Annotated in this window: 26 protein-coding genes; 10 read left to right on the top strand and 16 right to left on the bottom strand. The window is 62.2% G+C overall.

Translation table 11 applies throughout. The features are described from left to right. Positions 1 to 21 precede the first annotated feature (21 nt). Positions 22 to 1,413: an MFS transporter gene (locus tag M1E05_RS16360; protein ID WP_461163569.1), complete on the bottom strand. Its 1,392-nt coding sequence runs from the start codon at positions 1,411 to 1,413 to the stop codon at positions 22 to 24. 147 nt (positions 1,414 to 1,560) lie between these two features. Here M1E05_RS16360 and M1E05_RS16355 point away from each other — a divergent pair, with 147 nt between their 5' ends. The 3 genes from M1E05_RS16355 (at position 1,561) to M1E05_RS16345 (ending at position 3,808) form a co-directional block, all read left to right on the top strand. Next, the gene (locus tag M1E05_RS16355; protein WP_461163568.1) at positions 1,561 to 2,247 is read left to right on the top strand and encodes a DUF2848 domain-containing protein; all 687 of its coding nucleotides are present in this window, start codon (positions 1,561 to 1,563) and stop codon (positions 2,245 to 2,247) included. 124 nt (positions 2,248 to 2,371) lie between these two features. Continuing rightward, positions 2,372 to 2,608: a hypothetical protein gene (locus M1E05_RS16350; RefSeq protein ID WP_461163567.1), complete on the top strand. Its 237-nt coding sequence runs from the start codon at positions 2,372 to 2,374 to the stop codon at positions 2,606 to 2,608. A gap of 459 nt (positions 2,609 to 3,067) precedes the next feature. Then, the gene (locus M1E05_RS16345; RefSeq protein ID WP_461163566.1) at positions 3,068 to 3,808 is read left to right on the top strand and encodes a hypothetical protein; all 741 of its coding nucleotides are present in this window, start codon (positions 3,068 to 3,070) and stop codon (positions 3,806 to 3,808) included. Here M1E05_RS16345 and M1E05_RS16340 read toward each other — a convergent pair. Continuing rightward, positions 3,805 to 5,394, bottom strand: a complete 1,590-nt coding sequence (locus M1E05_RS16340) for an alkaline phosphatase D family protein (protein WP_461163565.1) — start codon at positions 5,392 to 5,394, stop codon at positions 3,805 to 3,807. The two genes, M1E05_RS16345 and M1E05_RS16340, sit on opposite strands and share 4 nt — an antisense overlap. A 325-nt stretch (positions 5,395 to 5,719) precedes the next feature. On the opposite strand from M1E05_RS16340, the gene M1E05_RS16335 reads away from it, so the two are divergent. Continuing rightward, the gene (locus tag M1E05_RS16335; RefSeq protein WP_461163564.1) at positions 5,720 to 6,439 is read left to right on the top strand and encodes a hypothetical protein; all 720 of its coding nucleotides are present in this window, start codon (positions 5,720 to 5,722) and stop codon (positions 6,437 to 6,439) included. 378 nt (positions 6,440 to 6,817) lie between these two features. On the opposite strand, the gene M1E05_RS16330 is transcribed toward M1E05_RS16335, so the two are convergent. The 5 genes from M1E05_RS16330 to M1E05_RS16310 form a co-directional block, all read right to left on the bottom strand. Continuing rightward, on the bottom strand, positions 6,818 to 7,393 hold the full coding sequence (locus tag M1E05_RS16330; RefSeq protein WP_461163563.1) for an HNH endonuclease: 576 nt from the start codon (positions 7,391 to 7,393) through the stop codon (positions 6,818 to 6,820). 45 nt (positions 7,394 to 7,438) lie between these two features. Continuing rightward, the gene (locus tag M1E05_RS16325; RefSeq protein WP_461163562.1) at positions 7,439 to 7,717 is read right to left on the bottom strand and encodes a DUF4190 domain-containing protein; all 279 of its coding nucleotides are present in this window, start codon (positions 7,715 to 7,717) and stop codon (positions 7,439 to 7,441) included. Positions 7,718 to 7,947: 230 nt separating this feature from the next. Next, positions 7,948 to 8,211, bottom strand: a complete 264-nt coding sequence (locus tag M1E05_RS16320) for a DUF4190 domain-containing protein (RefSeq protein WP_461163561.1) — start codon at positions 8,209 to 8,211, stop codon at positions 7,948 to 7,950. Positions 8,212 to 8,374: 163 nt separating this feature from the next. Beyond that, complete coding sequence (locus M1E05_RS16315) at positions 8,375 to 8,767, bottom strand: type II toxin-antitoxin system VapC family toxin (protein ID WP_461163560.1); 393 nt, start codon at positions 8,765 to 8,767, stop codon at positions 8,375 to 8,377. 8 nt (positions 8,768 to 8,775) lie between these two features. Beyond that, positions 8,776 to 9,042: a type II toxin-antitoxin system Phd/YefM family antitoxin gene (locus tag M1E05_RS16310; RefSeq protein ID WP_458113507.1), complete on the bottom strand. Its 267-nt coding sequence runs from the start codon at positions 9,040 to 9,042 to the stop codon at positions 8,776 to 8,778. A gap of 135 nt (positions 9,043 to 9,177) precedes the next feature. On the opposite strand from M1E05_RS16310, the gene M1E05_RS16305 reads away from it, so the two are divergent. Further along, complete coding sequence (locus M1E05_RS16305) at positions 9,178 to 10,419, top strand: S8 family serine peptidase (protein ID WP_461163559.1); 1,242 nt, start codon at positions 9,178 to 9,180, stop codon at positions 10,417 to 10,419. A 51-nt stretch (positions 10,420 to 10,470) separates the two neighbouring features. On the opposite strand, the gene M1E05_RS16300 is transcribed toward M1E05_RS16305, so the two are convergent. From M1E05_RS16300 to M1E05_RS16285, 4 genes are all read right to left on the bottom strand, one after another. After that, a complete protein-coding gene (locus tag M1E05_RS16300) occupies positions 10,471 to 12,012 on the bottom strand; it encodes an alanine/glycine:cation symporter family protein (RefSeq protein WP_461163558.1) in 1,542 nt (513 codons plus the stop codon). A 191-nt stretch (positions 12,013 to 12,203) separates the two neighbouring features. Continuing rightward, complete coding sequence (locus tag M1E05_RS16295; RefSeq protein ID WP_461163557.1) at positions 12,204 to 12,563, bottom strand: TfoX/Sxy family protein; 360 nt, start codon at positions 12,561 to 12,563, stop codon at positions 12,204 to 12,206. Between the two features lie 98 nt (positions 12,564 to 12,661). Next, on the bottom strand, positions 12,662 to 13,051 hold the full coding sequence (locus M1E05_RS16290; protein WP_461163556.1) for a carboxypeptidase-like regulatory domain-containing protein: 390 nt from the start codon (positions 13,049 to 13,051) through the stop codon (positions 12,662 to 12,664). Between the two features lie 14 nt (positions 13,052 to 13,065). Further along, positions 13,066 to 13,839, bottom strand: a complete 774-nt coding sequence (locus M1E05_RS16285) for an alpha/beta fold hydrolase (protein WP_461163555.1) — start codon at positions 13,837 to 13,839, stop codon at positions 13,066 to 13,068. A gap of 291 nt (positions 13,840 to 14,130) precedes the next feature. Between M1E05_RS16285 and M1E05_RS16280 the strand changes: the two genes are divergently transcribed. Then, the gene (locus M1E05_RS16280) at positions 14,131 to 14,334 is read left to right on the top strand and encodes a cold-shock protein (RefSeq protein WP_024365339.1); all 204 of its coding nucleotides are present in this window, start codon (positions 14,131 to 14,133) and stop codon (positions 14,332 to 14,334) included. 113 nt (positions 14,335 to 14,447) lie between these two features. Here the strand turns inward: M1E05_RS16280 and M1E05_RS16275 are convergent, their stop codons facing one another. The 4 genes from M1E05_RS16275 to M1E05_RS16260 all read right to left on the bottom strand — a co-directional run bounded on the left by M1E05_RS16275 (position 14,448) and on the right by M1E05_RS16260 (position 17,457). Beyond that, a complete protein-coding gene (locus M1E05_RS16275) occupies positions 14,448 to 14,795 on the bottom strand; it encodes a hypothetical protein (protein ID WP_458113512.1) in 348 nt (115 codons plus the stop codon). Between the two features lie 136 nt (positions 14,796 to 14,931). Continuing rightward, positions 14,932 to 15,237: a DUF1905 domain-containing protein gene (locus tag M1E05_RS16270; protein ID WP_461163554.1), complete on the bottom strand. Its 306-nt coding sequence runs from the start codon at positions 15,235 to 15,237 to the stop codon at positions 14,932 to 14,934. 3 nt (positions 15,238 to 15,240) lie between these two features. Next, a complete protein-coding gene (gene yidC / locus M1E05_RS16265) occupies positions 15,241 to 16,212 on the bottom strand; it encodes a membrane protein insertase YidC (RefSeq protein WP_461163553.1) in 972 nt (323 codons plus the stop codon). Between the two features lie 117 nt (positions 16,213 to 16,329). After that, positions 16,330 to 17,457: a glycosyltransferase gene (locus M1E05_RS16260; protein WP_461163552.1), complete on the bottom strand. Its 1,128-nt coding sequence runs from the start codon at positions 17,455 to 17,457 to the stop codon at positions 16,330 to 16,332. A 104-nt stretch (positions 17,458 to 17,561) separates the two neighbouring features. On the opposite strand from M1E05_RS16260, the gene M1E05_RS16255 reads away from it, so the two are divergent. The 3 genes from M1E05_RS16255 to M1E05_RS16245 all read left to right on the top strand — a co-directional run bounded on the left by M1E05_RS16255 (position 17,562) and on the right by M1E05_RS16245 (position 23,335). Further along, the gene (locus tag M1E05_RS16255; RefSeq protein WP_461163551.1) at positions 17,562 to 17,957 is read left to right on the top strand and encodes a hypothetical protein; all 396 of its coding nucleotides are present in this window, start codon (positions 17,562 to 17,564) and stop codon (positions 17,955 to 17,957) included. A gap of 467 nt (positions 17,958 to 18,424) precedes the next feature. Then, positions 18,425 to 22,750 (top strand): DUF7927 domain-containing protein, encoded by a 4,326-nt coding sequence (locus M1E05_RS16250; protein ID WP_461163550.1) that lies wholly within the window; start codon positions 18,425 to 18,427, stop codon positions 22,748 to 22,750. A 288-nt stretch (positions 22,751 to 23,038) separates the two neighbouring features. Continuing rightward, positions 23,039 to 23,335, top strand: coding sequence for a hypothetical protein (locus M1E05_RS16245; RefSeq protein ID WP_461163549.1), 297 nt, complete (start codon positions 23,039 to 23,041; stop codon positions 23,333 to 23,335). A 299-nt stretch (positions 23,336 to 23,634) separates the two neighbouring features. Here the strand turns inward: M1E05_RS16245 and M1E05_RS16240 are convergent, their stop codons facing one another. Beyond that, positions 23,635 to 24,144: a DUF2231 domain-containing protein gene (locus M1E05_RS16240; protein WP_461163548.1), complete on the bottom strand. Its 510-nt coding sequence runs from the start codon at positions 24,142 to 24,144 to the stop codon at positions 23,635 to 23,637. A 175-nt stretch (positions 24,145 to 24,319) separates the two neighbouring features. Here M1E05_RS16240 and M1E05_RS16235 point away from each other — a divergent pair, with 175 nt between their 5' ends. After that, a complete protein-coding gene (locus M1E05_RS16235) occupies positions 24,320 to 25,975 on the top strand; it encodes an alkaline phosphatase D family protein (RefSeq protein WP_461163547.1) in 1,656 nt (551 codons plus the stop codon). The last annotated feature ends 54 nt before the right edge of the window (positions 25,976 to 26,029 follow it).

Here is a 26,029-nt window from a genome sequence, read left to right as displayed (position 1 = left end):
CCGCACTATCAGCTGGACCAGTTACTTGGAGTTGCTGTCCGCGGACTCCTGGGGCGCTGCTGCGGTTCCTTCAAGCAGCAGGCGGTAGTCCTCGTCTTCAACAGTGTTGGAGTCCCTGCCGAGCGCCAGACCCACCGCGGTGACGCCAGCTGCGACGGCTACATAGATGGCCACCGGGATCCAGGTGCCGAACTGAGCCAGCAGCAGCGTGAACATCAGCGGGGCGATGGCGCCGCCGATCACGCCGGCGAAAGTGTAGGCCAGGGAACTGCCGGTGGAACGAAGCCTCGGGGAGAACTGCTCCACAATGAAGGCCGCCTGCGGCCCGTACATGAAGGAGTGCGCCATGAGGCCCAGCACAATTCCGGCGATCAGCATCGGCTCGTTGTCCCCGCCCAGGATGCCAAAGAAGATGAACGTCCACACAGCGCCCACTACGGCCGCGGTCCCGTAGACCAGGCGGCGGTTGAAGCGGTCGGATACTGCACCGGCCAGCGGGATCATGAACAGCTGGAATGCGGAACCGATCAGCACTGCGGTGAGCACCTGGCTGCGTTCGTACCCGAGGGCCTGGATGCCGTAAGTAAGCGTAAAGACAGTGAAAAGGGCGTAGAGCACGTCAGGGCCAACCCGGCAAAGTGTGGCGGCGACCAGCGGCCGGAGTTCCTTGCTGAGGACCTCGCGTACGGGTGCGGTGGGCTGTTCGCCGTGAGCCTCGATGGCCTTGAAGATCGGGGTGTCTTCCAGTTTCAGGCGGATCCAGAGGCCGAAACCGACCAGCAGGGCTGAGACCAGGAACGCGATGCGCCAGCCGAAGCCGATGAATTGTTCTTCGGTAAGGGTAAGGGTGAGGACGGCCAGGGCGCCGTTGGCCATGAGGTTACCGGCAGGCGGGCCCACCTGGGCTGCAGACGCCCAGAAACCGCGCCGGTGGGGATCGCCGTATTCGCTGGAGAATAGTACGGCGCCGCCCCATTCGCCGCCAACCCCAACGCCCTGGGCGAAGCGCAGCAGCACCAGGATGATCGGTGCGCTGATGCCGATGCTGTCGTAACCGGGCAGCACGCCGATCAGCACGGTGGCCACGCCAATAATCATCAGGGTTGTCACCAGGACCTTCTTGCGGCCAATCCGGTCACCCAGCCGGCCGAAGATGATGCCGCCGACCGGGCGGGACACGTAACCCACCGCATAGGTGGAGAAAGCCAGGATGGTGCCGGTCAGGGGATCGGACGACGGGAAGAAAACGATGGGGAATATGATCGCGGCCGCGGCCGAGTAGACAGCGAAGTCGTACCACTCAAGGGCAGTACCGGTGAGGCTGGCGGCGAAGGCCTTGTACAGGCCCTTGGGGTGAATCGGCTTGTCCGGACGCAGCGCTGAGCCGGAAGCCGGAACTGGGACGTTGGCCATGGTGTTGTCCTCCACGAGAAGTTTGCAGGTGACCTGTCACGCTGGCGTTAAATGTATACATTACGCATACTGGTTGTACATTAGCCAACGTTTTCGGTTACTGGTTTGTAAATTTCTTCAACAGGACACGCAAAGAATGGACAGGACATGACGACTCTGATCTTCGAACTTCCCGACGGCAGCACCCGCAAGGTGCAGGTCAAGCACCTCCTGAACGCCGGCTATGCAGGGCGGGAGCAGAAGGAAGTGCAGGCCCACATTGCCGAACTGGCCGAACTGGGAGTGCCAGGCCCAGCCACCACGCCGGCGCTGTACCCGGTTTCGCCGTATCTGGCGCAGCAGGTTGCCGAAGTCCGGGTGCAGCACGGCCGGACCTCCGGGGAAGCTGAATGGGCGCTGGTGATTGCCGAGGACGGTGTCCTGCTGACGGTGGCGTGCGACCACACAGACCGCGAGCTTGAGGTCCATGGGGTGGCCTGGAGCAAGAACGCGAGCCCGGACGTTCTGGGCAGTAAGGCCTGGCGGCTCGATGACGTGCGGGACCATTTGGACCAGATCACCCTGAAGGGATGGGTTGGGGAGGGTGACACCCCGGACAAACTCATTCAGGACAGCTCGCTGGCAGCATTGCTGAGCCCCGACTACTGGCTGGACGTCCTCAGCGAACGCGGCCTCAACGAGCCCGGTACGGTCCTCATCTCCGGCACAGTGGCAATGACCCACGGCGTCGACCAGTTCGCCCGCAGCTGGAAAGTAGAAATGTCGGATCCCGTAACAGGCACCTCGGTGGATGCCCAGTACGTCGTAGAGCAGATGCCCGAGCCTATCGGCTGACCGGCTCACGGCGGAGTGCTCGGTCGTGACCCCAGCACTACCGCCGCCCGTCCCGAACTGGATCCTGAAAACTACGTTCTCCCCGAGCCTTTCTTACTCGGACCTCGCGCTCTACGGTTGCCTCATGGCTCGAATGACACCCCAGGAAGCGACTGCTGTGAACGTATTGCTGGGCTACTTTGCCGGGAGGCCCGAGCTGCCGCCACGGGAAATTGTGCGATCCCTCGAAATACTGGCAAATCGGGCGCACAATCGCTTGCAGGCTGGCTGGGACGAAGTAGCGGTGCGCCGTCAGTGGCCATACGCATACGAGGATGACGTGCGGGAACAAGACAGCTCGGGCGAGCCCTCCGAAGGCTAGGTCTAGGGGCTTCGGATCGTCGCTATTCCGGGCTCCTTCCTGCTGGCTAGGTGGGGATTTGCCGGTGGAGGGTTGCCGGACGTCATCGGAGTTATCCGGTCAGGGGAGCGGCTGCCGTTCGCCGACGCTAACCGCGCCGGCGAACGCAACGTCGTCCCGCCGTCGTCGTTCCAGTCTTTCCTTCCGGGCGGGCGCTGGCGTGTGAAGCGGCGAACGGGATCCCGGCGCGGCATTTGGTCTCCCCAGAAGACTCCGCAAGTGATGTGGGGCGATGTCCCCTCGCTGAGACAGATAGTACCTTCACCGATGCTATTGCAAGGCGCCTCTCTCCACTCGGAGTGTTCGCCGAGGGTATTCAAGTTCAGGACTGGCTGCACTACCTTTTTCCTATGGCCATGGGCAAGCAACGGTGCTCTGACCGCCGGCAGGAATTTCTACTCAGAAGGAGTGGGAAAGGTCATGAATCAACGAACCAGAATAATCTTTGCTCTCGTCGTCGTGCTGCTGCTGATTGGTGGCGGGACGGCGCTTTTTCTCTTTGACAACACCAAAAGGAGCAGGGCCGCGGAGTACACCCCCCAGATCAACCCTGCCGATTTCACCACTAACATCACCAATCAATACTTCGCCCTCCCTGTCGGCAAAAAAATGACGTACGAGACCACCGAGCAAGGAAAAGTCACCGAGAGGATCGAAATCGAAATCCTGCCGGAGACCAAGACCATTGAGGGCGTTGAGGCAGTGGTCTACCTCGATAAGGAATACAAGAACGGGCAGCTCGTGGAGGAAACCCGGGATTACCTGGCCCAACACAAGAACGGCGATGTTTGGTACTTCGGCGAGGACGTGAACAACTACTGGAACGGGATATTGCTGAACCGCGCCGGCAGCTTCCTTCATGGAAAAGACGGGGCAAAAGCAGGCATCTGGATGAAGGCCGAACAGCGCATCGGCGATTCCTATAGGCAGGAATTTTACATTGGCCATGCCGAAGACATCCGGGACACCCTAGCTACCGGCGAGACCGTCACCACGAAAAACCGCACCTACACCAACTGCGTCAAGGTCTATGACTGGACGCCGCTGGAAAAGAATGCCCGGGAGCATAAATATCACTGCCCCGAGGTCGCTGCGCTGGTCCTTACCGAGGACCTGGAGACAGGAAGCCGGTCAGAGCTCGTGAACATTGTCCAGCCCTAGCCCCGCGCCACCAGCCCTGGCACCCCGTCCCGGATGGCAAAGGAGGCCTTCGTGCTGACGGGGGAGCCCGGCGTGGTGACGTAGTCCAGCACCCGGAAGTCAGCTGTCATCGCATCCTTCGTAATGCGGGTGTTCACGTAGCCGCGGTTGTCGTTGTAGAACTTCAGGTGCGGGTTCCATGCCATCACCGGGTCCGTGGTGGAGCCTGAGCCGTTGCCGGTGGAGGTGATGGAGGTGCAGACGAGTTCCGAGCCGACCACGGGGGAGGCCGGGTCCTTGTAGTCCACCTTGAGGTCGTTGGCCCAGTTCCGGTGCACGTCGCCGGTGAGGACGACGGCGTTGCGCACGTTCGCGTCCACCCAGCCCTTCGTGATCCGGCGTCGGGATGCGGCGTAGCCGTCCCAGCCGTCCATGGAGACGTCGTCGATGTCCGGGGCCTGGTTCCTGTCCTTCTCGGCGAAGAACACCTGCTGGCCCAGGATGTCCCAGCGCTGGGTGGAGTTCCTGAAGCCGTCCAGCAGCCACTTCTCCTGCTCCGCCCCAGTGATGGTGCGGTCCGCGGCCAGGCGTTCGGCCACATTCTTCTTCCAGCCGTCCCCTGCGAGCTGGTCGTCGCGGTACTGCCGGGTGTCCATCATGTGGAAATTGGCCAGCTGGCCCCACTGGATGGTGCGGTAGATCTTCATGTCGAACCCGGCCGGCACGGACGAAGCCCGCAGTGGCATGTTCTCGTAGTACGCCTGGAACGCGGCGGCGCGGCGCTGCCGGAACCGCTCGGTGGTGTCGTTCAGCTGGGCTGCGTCCGTGTTCTCTGGGACCTCGTCAGCCCAGTTGTTGTCCACCTCGTGGTCATCCCACACCACCAGCCATGGTGCGATGGCGTGCGCTGCCTGCAGGTCGGCGTCGGACTTGTACTGCGCGTGCCGCTGCCGGTAACCCTGCAAGGTGGAGGTCTCCGGACCCTGGTGGTCGCGCGGGTTGCCGCCGCCGATCACGTAGCTGTCCTTCTTGTACTCATACAGGTAGTCACCCAGGTGCAGCACCAGATCTGGGTGGTCCTGGGCTAGCCGCGCGTAGGCGGTGAAGTAGCCGTGCTCGTACTGCGAGCAGCTGGCGAACGCCATGGCCAGCGCCGCCGGGGTCTCGTGCGGCGCCGGGCTGGTGAGGGTGCGGCCTATCTGGCTGATGTGCGGGCCGGTGCGGAAACGGTAGAAGTACTCGCGCCCGGGGCTGAGGCCCTTCAGCTCCACGTGGACGGAATGTGCGGTTTCGATCCGGGCCTGCTCGACGCCGCGGGCCACCACGGTGCGCATGCTTGCGTCCTCAGCCACTTCCCAAGCGACCGCGACGTTGCGGGACGGCATGCCGCCCAGTCCGTCTTCAGCGATGGGGTCCAGCGCCAGCCGGGTCCAGATCACGAAGCCGTCCGGCCACGGCTCGCCCGAGGCGATGCCCAGCAGGAAGGGATCGGTGCGGAGACCGGCGTCGTCGGCTATCGAGGTGGCGACGGCGGCACCTGGCAGAGCGGCGACCAGCCCGGCCCCGAGGCCGACGGAAAGAAGGGACCTGCGTGAAATGTTGTCCATGACTTCCAACGTAGGGAGGCCGGTTGGACGGGTCCTGAGGAGGACGTGAATGCGCGGTTAACGGCGCGGCAAAAGCTGCTAACCGGGTACTGGCCGATTTGGGGTGCCATTAATTCTTATACGCGGTTAGATACTATTCAATTCGTTGCGTGAATTATAAGTACCGCATATAAACCGTATCAGAATAAATTCTGATCCTCCAGTCACATGATTTTGTGATTCAGCTGGTTTTAAAGTAGCCAAATAATGGGCGACGTCCAATTGGCCAATGGTCTGAATATGTGTTTGGCTGGTAAGGTCAAATTCTGTAATTGGGGGTACTATTTTGTCGAAATATATCAAAGCCGCTCTCGTAGCCATTTCTCTGTCCGCCTTGATGGCGGCGGGGACAGTCGCACCCGCGTACGCAGACACCTCGAGGGAAGCAGCTGGAAAGGTTGCAGCAGCTCCGTCGGGGGTGGCAGCAGAGAACCAGGTTATTGCTGAGCTGAGGCAGAAGCTGACTTCAGCGGCGAACACAGGAGACGCGGCAGCTACAAGCTCCTTGGCAGCGCTGGACGGCCTCGGAAAGGACAAGAAATCAGAACTCGCCAGGATCATCCTGGGTGAAGGAGTGGTTCAAGCCTCACAGCGTGCTGGTAGCGGCGTTGAGGTTCTGCGGACGGGCGACTGCACATCCCCTGCTGCAAGGGCCAGTGGGATGTTCTCGATCCAGTCAACATACAGCGTGACCGCCAACTGCGACGCCGACTTCAGCTTTGCGGGAGTCAGCGTGACCAAGGTACGCCTCACCGGATCGTACGTCACGGGAAGCGGCGTGGTGTTGTCAACAAGCAACGCAACTGCCTATGTGATGCACTCCTACGAACCCGGGTCGAGTGTCTCCTTTAGCAACTTCAGCCACTCTGCTTCCGGCGGACGAGGTCAATTCCAGACCACCGTCACCGTGACCCGCAGCCTTTTCGGGTGGAACCACTCCACACGGTCCGGTAACCTCAGGCTGGTAACCAGTGGCCCCGGAGTCGTTTCCTGCGGATGGGTGTGATTTAGAGTTATGGACCCTGTAGTTCCTACTTTCTCGGAAGCAGTCCTTTCCTTTGGCCCGCTGATCTTGATGTTTCTGGCGGCACTGGCGATTGTCTTTTACTACGTTTCCAAGGCGTATCGAAAGGCTAAGTCTAAGGCGCCTTTATCTAGCCCTCATGCTGAGACTCCACCGCAGGACGACAAGAATCTGAAATAGGCTGTCTGTCTATTCTTGAATTTCAATGTGGCAAGGATCCCATTCTGTAAAGGCTGGAATCCTTGCCGCATTTCTGTTTAATACGCCCCTTTTGCGCCCTCCCCGAACTCCGACTTTCCAGTGCGGACGATCAGTGTCTCAATACGTCGTCATCTTCTGCTTCCGCACCCTTGATGTGTCTTAGCGGAGCGACCGCCGTTCGCCCACACTGACAGGGCCTTCGAACGCAACGTCCCCCCGCCGTCGTCGTTCCAGTCGTTCCTGTTGGCCCGGCGAAGGAATCTTGGCGCCCTTCATACGGTTGCATCTGGCGCAGGCGGCGACGAAGTTCTGCAGGCTTGTGGACCCGCCTTTGGACCATGGATAGAAATGGTCGCCGTGCTCGGCGGGCCGGGAACAACGACGCCGGAATCCTGCCTCCATCTCACACTGGCCGCCGGCCCGGGCCATACCCTCGCGGCTCTGCTGGCGCGCGAAGCGCCGCACGGGATCCCGCCGCCGGACATCGCGGGCTTTGGTGACGGCAGCGACAATGACCAGCACGACGGCGACCAGGCCCGGCAGCGTGACCGCGGCAACGACGCCGTCGAACAGTCCGCGCAGAACCTCCGTGGCGGAAGCCGGGCTGGCCCCGGCAACGGCCGCCGCTTTCGGCATGAGCGCTGCTACGACGGACATGGAAACCCACACCATCACCGCTGAGTACGCCAGGCGGAGGCATAGCCTGGTCCAATAGATGCGCTTCAGCTCCAACATTCAGTCGTCCCCCATCGAGTCGTGAGTGATATGCAGTAAGCAGGGCTAGGGGGCCAGGGCTGACTGGTGCGCTGCCCACAGCAGGATGATGCCCCCAAGGAAGTACGCGAGCAGCAACACGTAGCCGATAACCAAGGCGATGATGGCCACGCTTCGTCCGCGTTCACCAGTGGTCTTGATCTGGCTCAGGGCGATGTGCCCCACGACGATGCCCACCGGGTAGATGAACAGTACTGAGATCAGCCCTATGATGGCCAGCGCATTGGTTTTGGCCGGCGTAGGGGCGTAGCCCTGGTATTGCGGCCGGTACTGGGGTGTGCTCATGGGCGATGCCTGCCTAGTCCGAATATGGGTCCCCCGGCCCGCCATCGCGGAGCGGCAAACACAACGTACCAACACAAAGGTCAAGAAGTTGGTTTGTAAAGAACAAATCCGTTGGACGGCGACGCTGCGACACCATTGGGTGGTGGCGGGGGAAGCAGCAGCCAGGTCCACTGCCAGAAGACGGCAAAGCCCCCGTCCGGACGTGCCAGACGGGGGCTATTGAAGTACGGTCAGCGCTGGGAAGCCGCGGCTCCGACGAGCGCGATGACGACGATGATGCCGATGACCACTGACAAGTAGCCGATAATCAGAGCGGCGATAGCGAGGCCGCGGCCCCCTTCACCTGTGGTCTTGATCTGGTTCAGGGCGATGTGCCCCAAGATGATCCCGAGCACGTTGATGAAGAACACTGAGATAAGTGCCACGATAGCCAGCGTGTTGGTCTTGGCCTGCACGGGTGCGGGCGCGTAGCCCTGGTACTGCGGAGTGCTCATGAATAGTGCCTTTCAATTTCCGAATGGTGGGTCCCCCCGGCCCGCACATTGCGGAGCGGCAATCAAAATTTATCAAACAATTAGGCGAACCCGAAGATCAATCAGGCGGGCGAAGATGGTTGTGCTTGATATTTCTCAGGGAACGGTGCAACCCGCCCGCTTCTTACGGGCGGTTCCCCGCACCCGGTGACAGGACGCTGAGGCCCACCTCAACGGCCACGTCCAACAGCTCAGCGTCGTAAGCCACCAAAAGATCTGACTGCAACCGTATCGCCGTGGACAGATGGATCGCGTCCGCGCTTCGAAGTCCGCCAGGCAAGGCGGCTGCGTACATGAGGTCCGATCGTGCAACGTCCAGGAGATTGATGCCGCCTACGACCGCATTTACGAGCTCGCCGGGAATCCCGCGGCGATGCCCTGCGCAGTGGAGCTCTGTGTAGAGAAGCATCGACGCCACCAGCTGATGGCCATCGGCTGCGGCATTTGTGAGGTACTCCGCGGCGGAGGACGATTCCTTTTCCTCGACTACCAGTTTCAGGACAGCTGACGTGTCCACGTAAATGATCAACGGTCCCCGCGAAGATCATTCAGAATCTCTGCCGTCCTAGTTGCAGACGTGATTCGTGGCAGAACTCGGAAGTCCACGGCGTCCTTAGCGGCTGGCCGTATTTGTCCCGCCTGCAAAAGACGTTCAAACGGCGATGCTGACGGCGGGATCAACGTTGCCGCTATTTCACCGTTGTTCGTTACATCAATGGTCTCGCCGTTCTTGACGCGGTCCAGGATCTTGCTGCTCTGGTTGCGCAATTCACGGTGCGGAATGGTTGTCATGGTTGCCTCCGTAGCAATCGTAGCAAGCGTAAGGCTTGAAAGAAACGATCTGGCAGGGAGGCGGATGCTAGGTCCGCATGTCAATGTGCCGGCAGGCCCTATTTAGCCGATGGTGTCAGGGAGCAAAATGATGAGATGAAGAAAGTTGTCCTGGCCGGATTCGCCGCTTTGACCATGGGCTTTGGCGCGATCACTTTTGCAGCCCCGGGCAACGCGGCGGTTGAGCCGCCGGCCGTCGACGGGCAAATCATCGTCAAGTTCCGCGACGGTCATGCTGCGGCAGGCGCCCTCCGCCAGCACGGCCTTAGCGAGGGCAAGAGTATCGGCAGTACCCGCGCGCAACTGGTCAAAGTACCGGTGGGCAAAGAAGGTCAGCTGATAGAAGCTCTGAGCCGGAATGCGGCAGTTGAGTACGCCGAGCCGGACGAACTCGTGACAGCCGCCACGGCCGACGAGTATTTCCCCCGCCAGTATGCTCTTCAAAACAATGGTCAGCAGTTCACCAACACCGCCGGCACGCTGACTCAACCAGCGGGCAAAGCGGACGCCGACGTCGACGCCGTCGAAGCGTGGAACGTCACCACCGGTGCCGGCATCAAAGTTGCCGTCCTCGACTCGGGTGTGGCAAACGACAACCCCGACATCACGCCGAAAGTTGACGCAAGGGCCAACTTCACCAGCGGGGAAACCGGTGACGACAACTACGGTCACGGCACCCACGTGGCAGGCATCGTCGCCGCCACCTACAACAACACCCACGGCGTAGCCGGTACATGCCCCGGGTGCGCCATCCTTGACGGCAAAGTACTGAACGACAGCGGGATTGGATCGACGTCGGCCCTTGCCAACGGGATCAACTGGGCCGTCAATAACGGGGCCAAGGTGATCAACATGAGCCTCGGCGTGCGGGCATCACGCACCCTCGAAGCTGCCGTCAACAACGCCTGGAACAAAGGCGTTGTGCTGGTTGGCGCAGCAGGCAACGGCGCCAATCAGACCAAGATCTATCCGGGCGCCTACCCCAACGTTATTGCCGTCGCAGCTACCGACAACAACGACGCCAAAGCATCGTTCTCGACCTACGGCGCCAGCTGGGTGGACCTCGCAGCGCCCGGCGTCAACGTCTACTCCACCTTCCCGAACCACACTTTCGTCCTCGGCACCCAGAACAAGCGCTCTTTCGGTTACGACGTCGGCAACGGGACCTCGATGTCTTCGCCGATCGTCGCAGCCACTGCCGCGCTCGCCTGGAGCTCCACTCCAAGTGCAACGCACACGATAATCCGGTCAAAGGTTGAATCAACCGCCGACAAGATTGCCGGCACGGGCACCTACTGGGCAAACGGCCGCGTGAACGCTGACAGAGCCGTTCGGTAGTTACAGCCACCGCGCGCCGCGTGAACGGCGCGGCGCACGGTGCCGTGCAGGCTAGATCCGCGCGGATTCCTTCTCGGCGCGGGCCGTCTTGTAGGACTCCCAGAAGGTGGCCCCGGTGATGTCGAGGGGCTGCGGGTCGAAGACCGGGTCAAGGCCGAGCTTCTGCTGCCTCTCGAAGTCGCTGAGCGCCTTGAGGGCGGGCTTCTGCAGGATCAGGATGCCCACGATGTTCAGCCAGGCCATGAGGCCGACTCCGATGTCACCCATCACCCACGCGTCGGCGGCTGTGTTCACGCAGCCGTAGGCGACGGCGATGAGGATCAACACCTGCAGGGCCATGGTGGTCACGCGTCCGACGCTGGCCCGGATACCGGGAATCAGCTTGTTGGAGGAGCTGCCTACGAGGAAGCGCAGGTTGGTCTCCGCCATGTAGTAGTAGGCGATGACGGTGGTCAGGCAGAAGAAGATCAGCGTGATCGCGATGAACGCGGCGCCGACGCCGGGGAAGACGGAGTCGAATCCGGTCTGCACATACTGGGGCCCTACGGTGGCCGTGGCCGACAGCAGGCCGCCCTCGGCGAGGATATCGCCGTCTTCTGTACCACCGGAGAAGACGCGGTAGGCGCCGGTGGAGAGGATCAGGAAGCCGGTGGCCGAGCACACGAACAGCGTGTCGATGTACACCGCGAAGGCCTGGACCAGGCCCTGCTTCGCCGGGTGTGACACCTCGGCGGCGGCAGCGGCGTGCGGGCCTGTTCCCTGGCCGGCCTCGTTCGAGTAGACGCCGCGCTTGACGCCCCACATCACAGCCAGGCCGATGATGGCGCCGAGGGCGGAATCCATGCCCAAGGCACTCCGGAACACCATCGCGAGGATCTCCGGCAGCTGGGCGGCGTTGATGAAGACCACGATCATGGCGAGGACGATGTAGCCGACGGCCATGAACGGCACAACGAATGCCGCGACGCTGGCGATTCGCTTAACGCCGCCGATGATGACAAACGCCAGGAGGATAACGGAGCCAACGGCAACGATCCACGGCTCGATGGTCCATGCACCGCCGATGGCGGTGGCCATCGAGTTGGCCTGGACACCCGGCATCAGAACGCCACAGGCCAGAACGGTCACGGCAGCGAAGACGTAGCCGTAGACCTTGAAGAACCCGGCGCCCTTGGTGTGGGCGAATGCGCGGGAGAAGTAGTAGGCTGGGCCGCCGCGGTATTCGCCGGTCAGCGGGTCGCGGGTCTTGTAGATCTGGCCGAGGGTCGACTCGACGAACGACGTCGACGCGCCCAGGAAGGCGACAACCCACATCCAGAACAGCGCGCCCGGTCCGCCGAAGGCGATCGCGGTGGCGACGCCGGCAATGTTGCCGGTGCCGACACGGCCGGACAGGGACATCGCCAGGGCCTGGAACGAGGAGACGCCGGAGGCGGACTTCTCACCCCGAACCAGCTGCAGGATCATTCCCTTGACGTGCCGGACCTGCAGGAAGCGTGTGCGGATGGAGAAGTAGACGCCGGTGGCGAGGCAGAGATAGACAAGCCAGTCGCTCCAGATCACGCTATTGATGGCTGATAAGACGTCGCTCATAAGTATGGGTTCCCTCCAGGAAGAGCGCGGGTAATGCGGTTGGTGCTGCGCGAGGCCAATGGAGGCAGTGGCGCGCACCACACCAAAACCTGTGAAGCTTCTCACAACGTAAAGGTGTTAGTCCATTTGGCTTTGCCCGGGCAACCCCGCTTACACTTCCGGGTTTGCTTCCTCTTCTACGGCGGAGCCGTCTACTTGGGAGCCTTGGCCGGCAGCCCGGCTACATGGGCGTAGGCCTTCGAAATCCAGGCTCTTTCCCTCGAAGTATCGTCACCGCCGTCAGCGTTCCAGACTTCCGGCAGCCCGACATAGCCGCCCATCGGACGTTCAGCCGGACCAAACGGAACAGTCCGCTCGGTGCCTTCAAGCTCGGCACGGTCGGCGTCGGAAAGCTTGACCCCGATGGTCGGACCGAACAGGCCAGCGAACATATTCCCGTTGACGAAGGCGCCGAGATTGCCGAACATCGGCTTGACCACAACGTTGGCGTCCTGTGGCAGGACGGAGCGGAAGTGCTCCTTGTCGGCGTCGGACGCTTTGGGCATCTGCATGTGAACTTCTCCCCGGGTTGCGAAAAGGCGTGATGGCTGGCTCTGACTTGCTTGCAGAATATGCCTGTTAGCCAGGAGGGGCTAGACCGTCAGGAGGCTCAGCGGATTCCGCTGTCAACAACCAGTGTGATGTGTCTGGGAGTGTCCGAGACGGCAACTTCCTGAGTTGCCGTGGAAGCGTAGCCGTCCACATTGGTCGCCCTTATGACGTAGCGGCCGCCAGGAACGGTGAGCTGGAAGGCGCCGGTGTTGTCAGTGATGGTTGAGGCGCGGACGGCACCTCCGTCCAATGCGACGACCTCAGCGCCCGGGACAGGCCGCGCCGGACACTCCTGATCAAAACGTTCCACGGGGCAGACTGGTGCAGTCAGGACATACCCTTCGACAAGCCCTGAATCTCTGGCCTGGTCCGCTTGGTTGATGCAACCGGATAGCAGGAGGGCGGTTGCCGCCAGCACCGTTACGGCGAAGCGTGCCACGTCACTCACCAACCCCTCACGCCTCAGGCAGCCGCGCTGGCTTCCGCCTGTTCCCAGTGCCGCCGCAGTAATTCAGCCAGCCGCTGGGGCTCGATCCGGTGGGGCGGGTCGAAGTGGTGGCGCTTGGGGAACACCTCTAAGTGGAAGTCCGGGAAGAACACTCTTGCCAGACGGCTGGCAATCTCACCGTAATGATCCGGGTTGCTGAGGCCGCCAAGGGCAAAGAACACGGGCCGGCTAAAGGAAGCCAGACTGGGCCTGTCCAGGTCGTAGCTCTTAAAATCCTGCAGGAACGCCCTGATCCCCGCCGGCCGTTTGGCCATCCACGGCGGCGGGTCACCCTCTGGCGGAGGCGGAAGGACGACGTCGGGCCTCACTCCCAGCCTCACAAAGGCGGGCATGAACTGCTCCGGCGGAAGTGTTTCCAGCGCTTCGAACTTTTTCCAGAACTCCGCATGCGCCGGACTCCAATCCCAGTTGCCGGCCCACGCCGGTTCGAGCAGGGCCAGGCTCAGCAGGCGTTCGGGATGCTTCGCAGCCAAGGCCAAGGCAGCCGCCCCGCCGCCGGAGTACCCGGCGAGATGGAACGTCTCCCAGCCCCGCGCGTCGGCTTCGCGCAGGACGCCGTCGATCTCGGTGTCCAGGCTCCAGCCGGGTGGAGGCTGGTCGTCAGCGTAGAGTTCCAGGTCCTTGGCAACCGCCTCGACGTCGGATCCCAAGGCCTCAATCAGCGCTTCGTAGGCAGGCCGGGCGGGGAGCACGCCCCCAGGAAGCAGGATGGCCCTAATCGGTCCCATGGAAGAACGATACGCCCGGCCGCTCCGTTTACAAGGGGAGCTGGGAGGCAGATAAGAGGGGCCGCTTGGCAACTTATAAACCTGCAGGACGCGCCCGGGCGGAGAGGTTTTAAGCGCTGCCGCAGATTCTCGTGTAGAGTCGTTTTTGTTGTTGTGTTTTTAGCAGTTCGTAGTTCAGGCAGTACGCGCGGTCGAAAGTCCGCGTTCTTCTGAAGTAGCGGTTTTGAACACCCCACACCGGAGGACCCGAAAGTCGGGACTTTTCCTCCACCTTCACGAAGGACAAAAATAATGGCTACTGGTACCGTCAAATGGTTTAACGCTGAAAAGGGCTTCGGCTTCATTTCCCCCGATGACTCCTCACAGGACGTTTTCGCACACTACTCTGCGATCGCTTCCTCCGGCTTCCGCTCACTCGAAGAGAACCAGAAGGTCTCCTTCGAAACCGAGCAGGGCCCCAAGGGTCCTCAGGCCGTAAACATCCAGGCTCTCTAAGACTTAGCTTTCAGCTAACTCTTCTGAGTCCGGAGCCGTAAAGGTTTCGAGCAGGGCCGGTCATTGACCGGCCCTGCTTTTGTTTAACCCCCCGCGCGTTCCAGGGCGGCGGCTCAGGCGGTCTTGAAGTCCAGGCTAAGGGAGGCAGGGAGCGGGCCCTGCAGCATGTCATCCGTGATGCCGTGAATTGCCTGGATTTTCTCCCTGAACCACTGATCGTGCGGATCGTCTGAGTTGGCCACCGCCTGGAAGGACCTGGTCAGATCCTCGCCCTCATGGAACAGGCAGGCAAAGTCCCCCTGCGGCGTCTGCATGTGGCTCACTACTTCCCGGGTCAGCCCCATGCGCTCACGCGAACGCCGGTGATCCTCCCCACGGGGGCCGTGAATCTCCTCGATGAGCGACTTCCACTCGTCCATCCTCCCGGGCAGGATCGGAGCGAACCAGGTGATGCATTCCATGACAATGTCCTTCCATGAAGTTGCTTCGGCAATCGCCGCTGTGCGGTGTCAGCACCGCACCTGCATAGTAGTCCTGTGAAATGCGGCAGGATAGAGCCGCTGTAAAGCGCTGCGGGCGAAGCCCCCCGGAACGAAATCAGCTATCGAGCAGCAGGGAAAGTTCGACGTCGACCTCGTCTCCGGCGCGGATGCCCGCCGCCGTCCTGACCGCCTTTTTCACCGGAAGCAGGTACGAGCTGGTCTTGGCGTCCGGGAACACCGAAGTGGACCAGCGGTGCCCGCCGATGGAAGCGTTGACCCTTACAGAACCGAAGCCCTTCCGGAACGGTGCTGAATCCTGCCTGAGCTGCTCCGCCAGGTCCTGCGGCAGAGTGACGAAGTGCCATCCGGCTTCCTCGGGAAGATGCCATAGCTCGCCCCGGAACCCGTAAGTCACAGTCACGCGCTACTTCTTCCTCTTCTTCCGGTGCGGCTGGACGCGCTGGTGGCCCTTGGCATGCGCAATGGCAGCTGCAGCGGCGGTCTCAGCGTGAGGATTTTTTTTTCCTCCGGGGTTGGGCACGGGCGGAAGCCCCTTAGCAGCACGGCGCTCGGCGAGGGCCTTCGCGGCGGGGGATCCCGGCGTCGGCATCCGGCGGATCACAAAGAACTGCTGCCCCATTGTCCACAGGTTGGTGGTGGTCCAGTAGATCAGCACGCCGATGGGGAAGTTGATGCCGCCCACCCCGAACACGATCGGCAGGATGTAGAGCAGCATCTTCTGCTGCCGCATGAACGGGCTGGCCATGGCCTCTTCGGACATGTTCTTGGCCATGATCTGCTTCTGCGTGATGAACTGCGTGGCCGTCATAGCGAGGATCATCACAATGGTCAGGATCATGACCGCGGTGGGGTTGCCCTCTGGATTGTGAAGCAACGTGGCAGTCAGGGGCGCGCCAAAGATCGTGGACGCATCGAACTGTGCCACTTGCTCCGGGCTCATGGCGCCGATGCCCTCACCGGCTTGTTGGGCCGGGCTGATGCCCGCGAGCACCGTAAAGAGCGCGAAGAAGAACGGCATCTGGATCAGGAGGGGGAGACAAGCCGAGAAGGGGTTGGTGCCGTGTGTCTTGTACAGGGTCATCTGCTCCTGCGCCATGGCCTGGCGGGACAGCTGGTCCTTTTTGCCTTTGTACTTGTCCTGCAGTTTTTTCAGGTCGGGCTGCAGGAGCTGCATTCCGCGCTGGGCTTTGATCTGCTTGACGAACACCGGGATCAGAGCCGCGCGGATCACCAGCACCAGCCCGATGATGGACAACGTCCACGTCCAGCCGCTGGCCGGCGGCATCCCGATGCTGCTCAGGCCCTCGTGGAAGCCGACCATAATGACGGACACCAGCCACTGGAACGGAAACATGATTGTTTCAAACAGGTCCATACGTTATCCCTAATCGTTAGGCCGCAGGCGGCCGACGGAAGGCGTCATAACGTGAGCCTAGCCCAGCAGCGATCCGTATGGTTGGACTCGGGCCGGGGGAGAGGCCAGCGCCTGTGATCAGCAAGCGATCTCCTCGAGGAACAGTGCGCCGGTGCGGGCGCCGTCTGCCCTCCGGAGCCGTCGCCCGATCGTCGCGGCACCAAGATGCAGGCTCGCCGAGTCCGCGGCAGTGCGGAGTGCGCTCGCGATCTCCTCGGCAGACGCCGAGGGTTTGATCAACAGCCCTGCCCCGGCATCCTGCACAGCCTGGCCCACCATCCGCTGATCGAGCAGGGGATGCATCGGGGCGATCACCAGAGGCAGATTGTGCGCCAGAGCGAGCATGGTGGTGGCGTGCCCGCCGTGCCCGAGCACCGCAACGCACTCCGGCATGACCTCTCGGTGCGGAAGATAAGCGTGCGCGGTGACGTTCGGCGGTGCCCAGATTCTGGCGGCGTTGATCGCCGGTCCGGTTGTCAGGATCACCTCGAGCGGCAGGTCCGCCACCGCGTCCAGCGCCTTCTGCATAAACGCTTCCTGCCCGTTGAAGGCTGTGGTGCTCAGGCTCACCAGTACACGCGGTGTGGAACCGGGGGCGGGAGCGGATGCCGGGCGTTCGACGTCGACCACTGCTCCCGACCACACCACCCTCCCGTTCTGGTCCCCTGCGCCCTTCCTGCCGGGGCGTCCGGCCGGATCAAGCCGCCGGTCGGTGCACACCAGGATGCGGTTGGCGCGGCTCATCACCCGGCGCGGGCCCAACCCCGTCAGTGCCAGCGCGGCCGTGATGGGTGTCCGGCGGAACGGGCCGTCGAAAAATGCATAGAAGCTGTGAACCAGGGCCACTGTGAATAGCCCGGCCTTGGCGGCGGCATCCAGGGCACCCAGCAGCAGACAGTCCACGACCACCACGTCAGCCCGTTCCCTCCGGGCTTCCTCCACCACGTCCTGGGCGATGCCGGCGTCGGTAAACACAGACACGAGCATGGAGATCTGCTGCAGCGTGGGCATCTGCTCCGCCAACGCCATCCTCGCCGGATGGCTGTACGGCCGGAATTCGGCACCCGATGCTTTAATCGCGGTCTCCTGCCGGGGATGGCCCAGGAAACGCACCCGGTGACCGAGCCTCACCAGTTCGCGGGCGATGCCGACGGCGGGCGGCAGGTTCCCGCCGGCGTCGAGCGTTGCGAAGAGGAAGGTAGACACTGCATCCTCCTGGCGTCAGGAACGGCACATCCGGTGGGCTGGATTCTAGTCCTCCGTGCGCTTCCTGGGCAGAGTTCTGGGAAATCGGCGGATATGATCGAATCATGCCCGGACCCGTAGAAGTTCTTGGACCCATCCTGGAACTGATGACCTGGGTGGGCTTCATCCCCGGTATCCCGCTGCTGATCGCCGGCTGGGTGCTTGCGAGACGCCGCTGCCCGTGGACTGTGACTACCGCGGAGGTTGTCGAAGCCGGAGGGTTCAAGGGCTTCCGCTGGTCCGACGGCGACAACACCTCCCACTATTCCCTTCTCACCGCAGAGGAAACGAAGGGACTCGAAACAGGCAGCGAAGTGGCGCTCCATTACGACGTGTGCCACCCCGGCAGGTGGAGCCTCGGCCCGCACCAGCCCGACAACACCGTCATGACCATCGGGTGGATCCTGACGGCAACCGGGATGGTCTGCACCCTGGGCGGGTTCGTTCTGCTGATGTTCTGACATTCCCAAAGATAAACAAAGTATGAATGTCGAGCGAATGAATTCTTGGCGTAGTTTTCCTTGTACGTATTGGGCAAATCGTATTCACCTTTGCGTAAATAAAACCGGTCGGTCGGAACGTTAGAGCGCACCTAAGGAACGGTTAGCAGGCAAGAGACCCTCCCTACTCAAAGACTGTGTGACCGTACTCTGGGCGCATGAGTCTTGCCAAACCGCCCCAGGCTGCAGCTTTGTTAGGACAAACTTGCGTTTATTATAAGTAGCCTTATTTTCCCAAAATTGCTAAGCAGCCTTACATTTGTGTCTCGGTTGTTAGCGTTAATCAAGATAATTGACATGGAACTTTTTGCATCTACTATTCATACATGGGGGGGAGCAAATTCCAGCGCGTTCAGCTGCGAATGATGTGACCCAAAGAACCATTGGGGTCGAGTTGTACCCTGATCCAACCGTCAGGTGGTAGTCCGTTGAACCTTTTACGCAAGTCGCTGAGTTTTGGGAAGTTCCGGGGTGGTGTGCCCCGTGCGGACGGTCCTCCCAAGGGGACAGGAAAGCAACGCGGACTCGCAGCCGGCGTGGTGACGGTTATTTCAGCTTTGACTCTGGCGTTGCTTCCGGCGGGGGCAGCGAATGCAGCCCCGGTATATGAGTTAACGGCTGCCTGGGAGGCTGGAACTCCCGCCTCGGTCACTTCTGGAGACGTCGTCACCGGCATCTGGCGGTTGAACGTCAATGACGACGCCGCCGCTCCATCGAATGCCCCGGTAGAGAACGTCACTTTCACGGCGACAGTCGCCAATGGGCGGTTCGATGCCGTTCCAACCCTGTGCCTGACCACCGGCGTCACCCCCGTCTCATCCATCTCGGCTGACGGAACTACACTTACCTGCAACCTGGGAACCCTTAACCAAGGCACCGCCGTCGTGATCCAGACGCCCATAGTGGCGGAAGGCCCCACGGGCAGCCAAGTCACCGCGGCAGGCACCATCGACAGCCAGACTGCCGACTTGAGCCCGATCAACATCGTCAACACCTTCGGGATGGACATGCGCTGGGGCGTTGGTACGCCGAACTTTTCCTTTGGCGACGGTGGTTTCCTGATTGACTACGAGTGGACGCTAAGTAAGGCGAAGGCAAGTGAGGCCGGGCCGCAGTCAATCACCTATAACCTGACTATTGCCTCCCCTCAGGGTGGTGCGATCTCCGTTGATCCGAAGGGCTGCACGCCTTTTGAAGGCCCGGGCGTTGCAGACGGTCACCCATGGTCCGGGGGCGCCCATCCCGCCAATCAGATGACGGCGCCCGCGGGCACCTGCAACATCATTCAGACAGGTCCGACAACGTTCCAGCTGACGATCTCCGGTATCGACTATGCACCGGCCAATCCACCCACGCTTGATTCGGCCGGCAATCGGCTGCCCGTGGACCAGGTCGCGCTGGCGTCCGGTTCGATTTGGCTCCGGGTAAATACGGCGTCTTCAGGCTCAGCACTCCTGACGTCAGATGCGCCCACGTACACGTCGGTTTCGGGGCAGATAGCGCAGGATGACACGTCGAACAACACAGAGTCGAAGGCGTGGACAACGCCCGGGAGTTACTCGTCAGGCTGGGGCCGCGGCTACACCGGCAGCGGTGGCACCCAATGGGACGACACCTACCGCGTGGCCGCAGGTACGACAGTTGGGCAGTACATGGACACGGCCATGCAACTGCACACAGACCGTCCTGACGACAGGATCGTGGGCATGTGCTCGGCCCTCGACACCAAGTACGTAACCTTTGCTGGATGGCATTGGGGACAACCCGCCGCCGCGGGCATCGGAACGACGACCGAGTACTACGTCGGCAACGACCCCACCCTGGATCCAGCCAGCCTCTCCTATGACCCGAACGTGTTCGATTGCGGTTCCAGCAGTGGCTGGACGACCAGCCAGCCGGCAGACCTCACCACTGTCAAGGCAATGCGCATCACGGGCACCCAGGGACAGTTCGAGCAATTTTCGAGCTACCCGCACATCACCCCGGTGGTCACCCAGACGATCCGGCCGGGCACGCCCGCCGGGACGGACGTGTGGTCGTTCTTCTCGGGCGTTCTCGATGCCCCGCTGAATAACTGGTGGAACGGGACCGGGTGCATTACGCCCACGTCGGGATCGCGGTACCCCTGCACCACGGGCTTCCGGGACGTGCTTCGGATCGTGACGGCTGCGCCCGCCATCGCCAAGTCCGTTGACCGGAGTGTGGTGAGCCCGGGTGCCCCGGCGACCTACACGCTCACGTATTCGGCGAACGGTGCAGGTGCTATCCCGGCGACTGTGGATGGCTACCAGATCGTGGACACCCTCCCGTCGGGAGTGACTTATGTTGCCGGATCAGCGACGCCGGAACCCGTTGTGAGTGCTAATGGTTCCGGACAGCAGGTGCTGACCTGGACATTGAACGGGGTGGGCACGAATGCTGATCACGCCCTGACCTACCAGGCTGTTGCTGACAGCACGGTCACGCCGGGGCAGACGCTCACCAACACTGCAACCGCCTCCCTTGGCGGCATTACCACCGGGCCGGCAACGGCGCAGGTCACCGTGGCGACAAATGGTTTCACCTCGATAGGCAAGACCGCTGACGAGGCGTTCATTCCGAACGTCAACGGCGACGGCGTTGGCGAGGGCTCGTGGACTGTCACGATGAAGTCTTTCGACCCGTTGCCGCAGTCTTTCACCGACACCATCGATATCCTGCCCTACAACGGTGACGGCCGCGGCACCTCCTACAGCGGCTCATACGCGGTAACGGGAGTCACCGCCGTCGCGGGTTCCACAGTGTACTACACCACGGCTGATCCGGCCTCGCTGAGCGATGACCCGGCACATGCCGGAAACGGCGCTGCAGGAAACGTCACCGGCAATACCGTCGGGTGGACCACAACCCAGCCGGCCAACCCGACCGCGGTCCGCGTGATCGGTCCGGAACTGGCACCTGGGGCTACCCAGGCGTTTACGGTAGCGATCCGGACCGCCGGTGTCACCGGCGGGGATGTGCTGGTGAACCGGGCCCAGGGCCGGGCCCAGCACACCGAACTGGTGATGCGCACTTCAGCGTCAATCACGGTCGCTAACTACTACTCGGCATCGCTGAAGAAGGAAGTCAGGGACTCCAACGGTGTCTGGCACGACGCGAACGACGCGGTGGACTACCCGACGTTCCGTACCGGCGACACGGTCCCGTACCGGATCACGGTCACGAACATGGGCCAGGGCACACTGACAAACGTTGTCGTCTCCGATGACAGGTACCCGGCGGAGGGCGGCTTCACTATTGCTTCCCTGGCTCCGGGCGCGACCCAGAGCCACGAATTCGAAATCACCCTGGGAGCAGGCGTGGCGTCGACGTTCGTGAACACGGCCTCGGCCACCGCGGACACCCCGGCTGACTCGCAGGTGCCTCCCACGATCAACGCGGACTCCGCCGGTATTGAGGTTGCCAACTACACCACGGTGAAGACCTCGGACCCGGCCACTGGTTCCACCGTTGTCCCCGGCCAGAAAGTCACCTACACGGTGACCGTTACCCAGACCGGTTCTGTTCCGGCGAACGCCATGCTCACGGACAACCTGACCGCGGTTCTGGACGACGCCACCTACAACAACGACGCCGCCGCTTCCGTAGGCGCTGTCTCTGTGGCTGACGGCGGACTGTCCTGGAACGGCACAGTTCCTGTCGGAGGCACGGCAACGGTCACCTACTCGGTAACGGTCAATACGCCCCCGGCAGGAGACCAGATCCTGACGAACGTCGTGACGTCGCCGGGATGCGTTCCGGTCAACGGTCAAACCCCGGACTGCACCACCACCCACCCGGTGGGCGCTTACACGGTGGACAAGTCCTCGGACCCCGGTTCCGGTGCCACTACCACCCCCGGTCAAAAGATCACCTACACGATCACGGTGGCCCAGACCGGGCCCGGAGCCCTGACCGGGGTGAGCATCAGCGATGACCTGTCAGCCGTTCTGGATGACGCCACGTTCAACAACGACGCCACCGCGTCCGCGGGAACAGTGAACGTCACCTCACCCACGCTGGCCTGGACCGGGGACCTCCCGGTCGGAGCCGTCGTCACCATCACCTACTCCGTCACCATCGCCCCGCAGGGCACCGGCGACGGAACCGTCACCAATACAATCACCGCCGATACACCCGGCGGGACCACCCGGAACCGCAGCACCACGCACTTTGTCTCGGACCTGACTGTGACCAAGAGTGTTGATCCATCATCGGGCACTGCAGTGTCTGCCGGAAACACGCTGACCTACACGCTGGCGTTCAAGAACACCGGAACCGGCCCGTTCGCAGTGGACTACACCGACCTGATCGCCGGTGTGCTCGACGACGCTGATGTAACCACAGCTCCCGTATCCTCGGATCCGGCCCTGGCTGCTTCGGCTATAACGAACGGCGCGTTCACCATCACCGGTGAGCTCGCTGCCGACCAGACGGCGACCGTGACCTATACAGTCCAGGTCAAGGCAGACGGCGCCCGCGGAGACAACACCCTGGCCAACTTCTTGTTCCAGACCGGCGGCCAACCAGCAGCGGCGTGTGGAACTGGCGATCCGCTCTGCACTACCAACCCGATCAGCACACCAACCGCACCTGCACCGCTGGCCAACACTGGAGCCACCGTCACGGGCGCAGCGGTTCTCGCTCTGCTGGCCCTGCTCACCGGTACCGTTCTGGTTAGCATCCGGCGGCGCCAGGCATCACAAACAGAGGAAGGGGCAACCCCCACAATCTAAAACTTCGGTTCACCACTGCCCCCGATATAGCGGTGACCGGAAGCTGCTCTGATAAGAAGCAGCCGTAACAACAGATGCAGGCTCCCCCTGAGACAGGGAGCCTGCATCTGCTTTTCCCCTGTTGGCCCCCTGTTGAAGGCGACGGGCACAAGGGAATACCGGCATGTCGCTTGTGAATGTCACGTCATGTGGTCTGGGTTACGAAGGATTACTTGGGTAAAAGCCAGTTTTGATAATCTGGACGTGGTTATGCAGGCGGCCACCCGGTTTTTCCTTGAGGTATTTTCTATGGCCACCAAGCTTGCTGTGACTGTTGCAGTTGACCTGGATGTTACGGCTGTCACGCTGAATACTGCCGGCACCCTTACTCCCGAAAATGTGCGTGGACTCATTGCAATCGCACACCGCGCTCAGCGCATGCTGCCCAGCCTGACCGTCCAAGTTAATCTGGACCGGCTGCGTGCCGTTTCCCCTGACGCGCTTCAAGCCCTGGCCGACGCTGGCCTGAGGACCGTTCGACCGGATCCAAGGGAGACCCTTCATGAATCGTCGTTCCCTCGACCCGCAAGGCGGCTGGCCGGATGACCGGCACTGGCACGGACCAACAGGGCCAGCGCATATTCCACAAATCCAGAAGGTGGCCACTCTTGCCCACCGGAGACCTTCTGAAGTTACAGTGCTCCCTGCGTAAAACCCAGGACCTCTACATGCCGGATCCGGTCCGCGATCTCCTGCGCATCATCGATGATGAACTCCATCTCCGTGCTCTCAGCCAGGGAATGGAGCAGCAGTCAGATGGACACAGGGGGAAGAAATAGGCTGGCGCGGACATGGCTCAGAGCCTGATGGGGGGCCATGTCCGCGCTTACCAGGCTGAAGACTATTTAGTGGGCTCGGCCTGCTCCGCGCCTGAGGAAGATGCCGGTGGTGAGCTTGGGAGGTGCGTCTAGGTTGGCTTCGTCGTCAACTCCGACTCCCAGCCGGCTGACGAGTTCGCCGCCCAGCCAGGCAGTACCGGTAGCGATGACAATGGCCAGCAGTTCCAGCACGAGAGGCAAGGTGCTTGGCAGATAGTCCTCGTTGCCTCCCCGGAGGAACCAGCTGACCGCGAAAAGCACCAGCATCACCGCGTTGCCGATTCCGTGGAGCCGGCCTACGCGCTTGGCCCGGGACTCCTTCGGTACTGCAAGGTAGTCGATGAGTCCGAAAACCGCTGCAAGAAGGCCCATCAGGACGCCCGCCGCGATCATCAGGTATCCCGCGGTGGTGAAGCGCCCGTCGTTCAGCACAAGCCCGATGATGTCGAACACAACCGCGCCGGTGAGCAACCCCAGCGGGAAGACCACCAACTGCTGGTGAATTGCGTGACCTGCTGCTTTTGCCCTGCTCTCCATGTCCGCCTCCCTGGACCAATAACGTGGGAGGCGAAGACGAAAACCCGCCTCCAACTCCAAGACTAGCCCCCGTTGCTTTTAGAATCTAGGGCACTTCAGGCCGTTCAGAGCCTTGCTGTACTGACGTTCATGCCCCAGCCACCGGCGGTTCACTCCGGCCGTCGAGGATGAGCGCATGACTGCTTTCACCCGCCGAAACATCCTCAAAGGTGCTCTTGCCGCTGCCGGTGCTGCCGCCGTCGTTCCCGCCGCTGCCGGAACCGCCGCTGCGTACGCTCCCAGGCCGTCCGCCGTCGCGCTGGTCCGTAACAGGCTACTGCTTCCCTCTGGAATCGCCACCGGTGATGTCACCGCCGATTCGGGTGTCCTGTGGTCCCGCACGTCGGGTCCGGGCCGCCTGGTGGCCAGCCTGCTGGCGGTCGACGACGGCGGGTCACCCCTCCGCGGTGGCCGCGCCTTCCAGCGGGTGCTGCGGGGGAGTATCGCCAGCGAAGCCACTGACTTCACATCCAAGATCAACGCCCAACAGCTGCCCAGCGGTACCCGGTTCGCGCTGAGCATGCACTTCGAGGACCCCGATGGCAACGCCGGGGAAACCGCGCAGGGCTCCTTCAGTACCGCGCCCGGCTCCAGCACCAACGGCCTCGGCGGGAACGGCCGTGGCGGCACTGGCGGCGGCTGGACGAGCCGTGGGCAGAGCTTCGTCTGGTCCGGCGACACCGCAGGCCAGGGCTGGGGAATCAACGAGGACATCGGCGGGATGCGCGGCTACGCTGCCATGCACGCCACCCGCCCGGACTTCTTCATCCACTCAGGCGACACCATCTACGCCGACGGCCCCATCGCCGCCCAGGTGACTGAACCGGACGGGCAGATCTGGCGGAACCTGGTTACTGAGGAGGTGTCAAAGGTGGCCGAGACACTCAACGAGTTCCGCGGCCGGCACCGCTACAACCTGATGGACCGGAATGTGCGGGCCATGTACGCGGACGTTCCAGTAATCGCCCAGTGGGACGACCACGAGACCACCAACAACTGGTACCCCGGGGAGATCCTCACCGACGCCCGCTACACCGAACGCCGTGTGGACGTGCTCGCCGCCCGGGGCCGCCAGGCGTGGCAGGAGTACCAGCCGATCGCGGATCTGAGCGACGGGAGCACCGGCTTCGAGCCCGCTCGCATCTACCGCAAGGTCTCCCGCGGCCCTCAGCTGGACATCTTCTGCCTGGACATGCGCACGTTCAAGGACCCGAACACGGACGGCAAGGAAACGCACCTCACCCACATCCTGGGCCAGGAACAGGCCGACTGGCTCGTCAAGGAAGTCAGCCGCTCCAAGGCCACCTGGAAGGTCATCTCCGCTGACTTGCCGCTCGGACTGATCGTGCCTGACGGCCCGGTGAACCAGGAATCCCTCGCAAACCGCGACGCCGGAGCCCCCTTGGGTAAGGAGCTCGAGATCGCCGGGGTGCTGTCGGCGTTCAAGCGCAACCGGGTTAAGAACGTGGTGTGGCTGACAGCCGACGTCCACTACTGCGCCGCGCACCACTACTCACCCGAGCGCGCGGCCTTCCAGGACTTCGACCCATTCTGGGAATTTGTGGCAGGCCCCATCAACGCCGGAACCTTCGGCCCCGGCCAACTGGACGGCACGTTCGGGCCCGAGGTGGCATTCTTCAAGGCCGGTGCCTACGCCAACGAATCACCGCGAAGCGGCGAGAGCCAGTACTTCGGGCATGTGGACCTGAGCGAGCACGACGTCTTCACGGTCAGCCTGAGCAACGCCAACGGGGGTGTGCTGTGGAGCAAGGAGCTGTACCCGGAGCGGTGACGCCAAGAGTTATTGCCGGCTAAGTGTACTGCCCAGGGACAGCTAAGGGGCCTT

The sequence above is a fragment of the Arthrobacter sp. R4-81 genome (genome assembly GCF_054792365.1).
The sequence above is the reverse complement of the archived record's forward strand: the minus strand, read 5'-3'. Positions and strand labels throughout refer to the sequence as shown.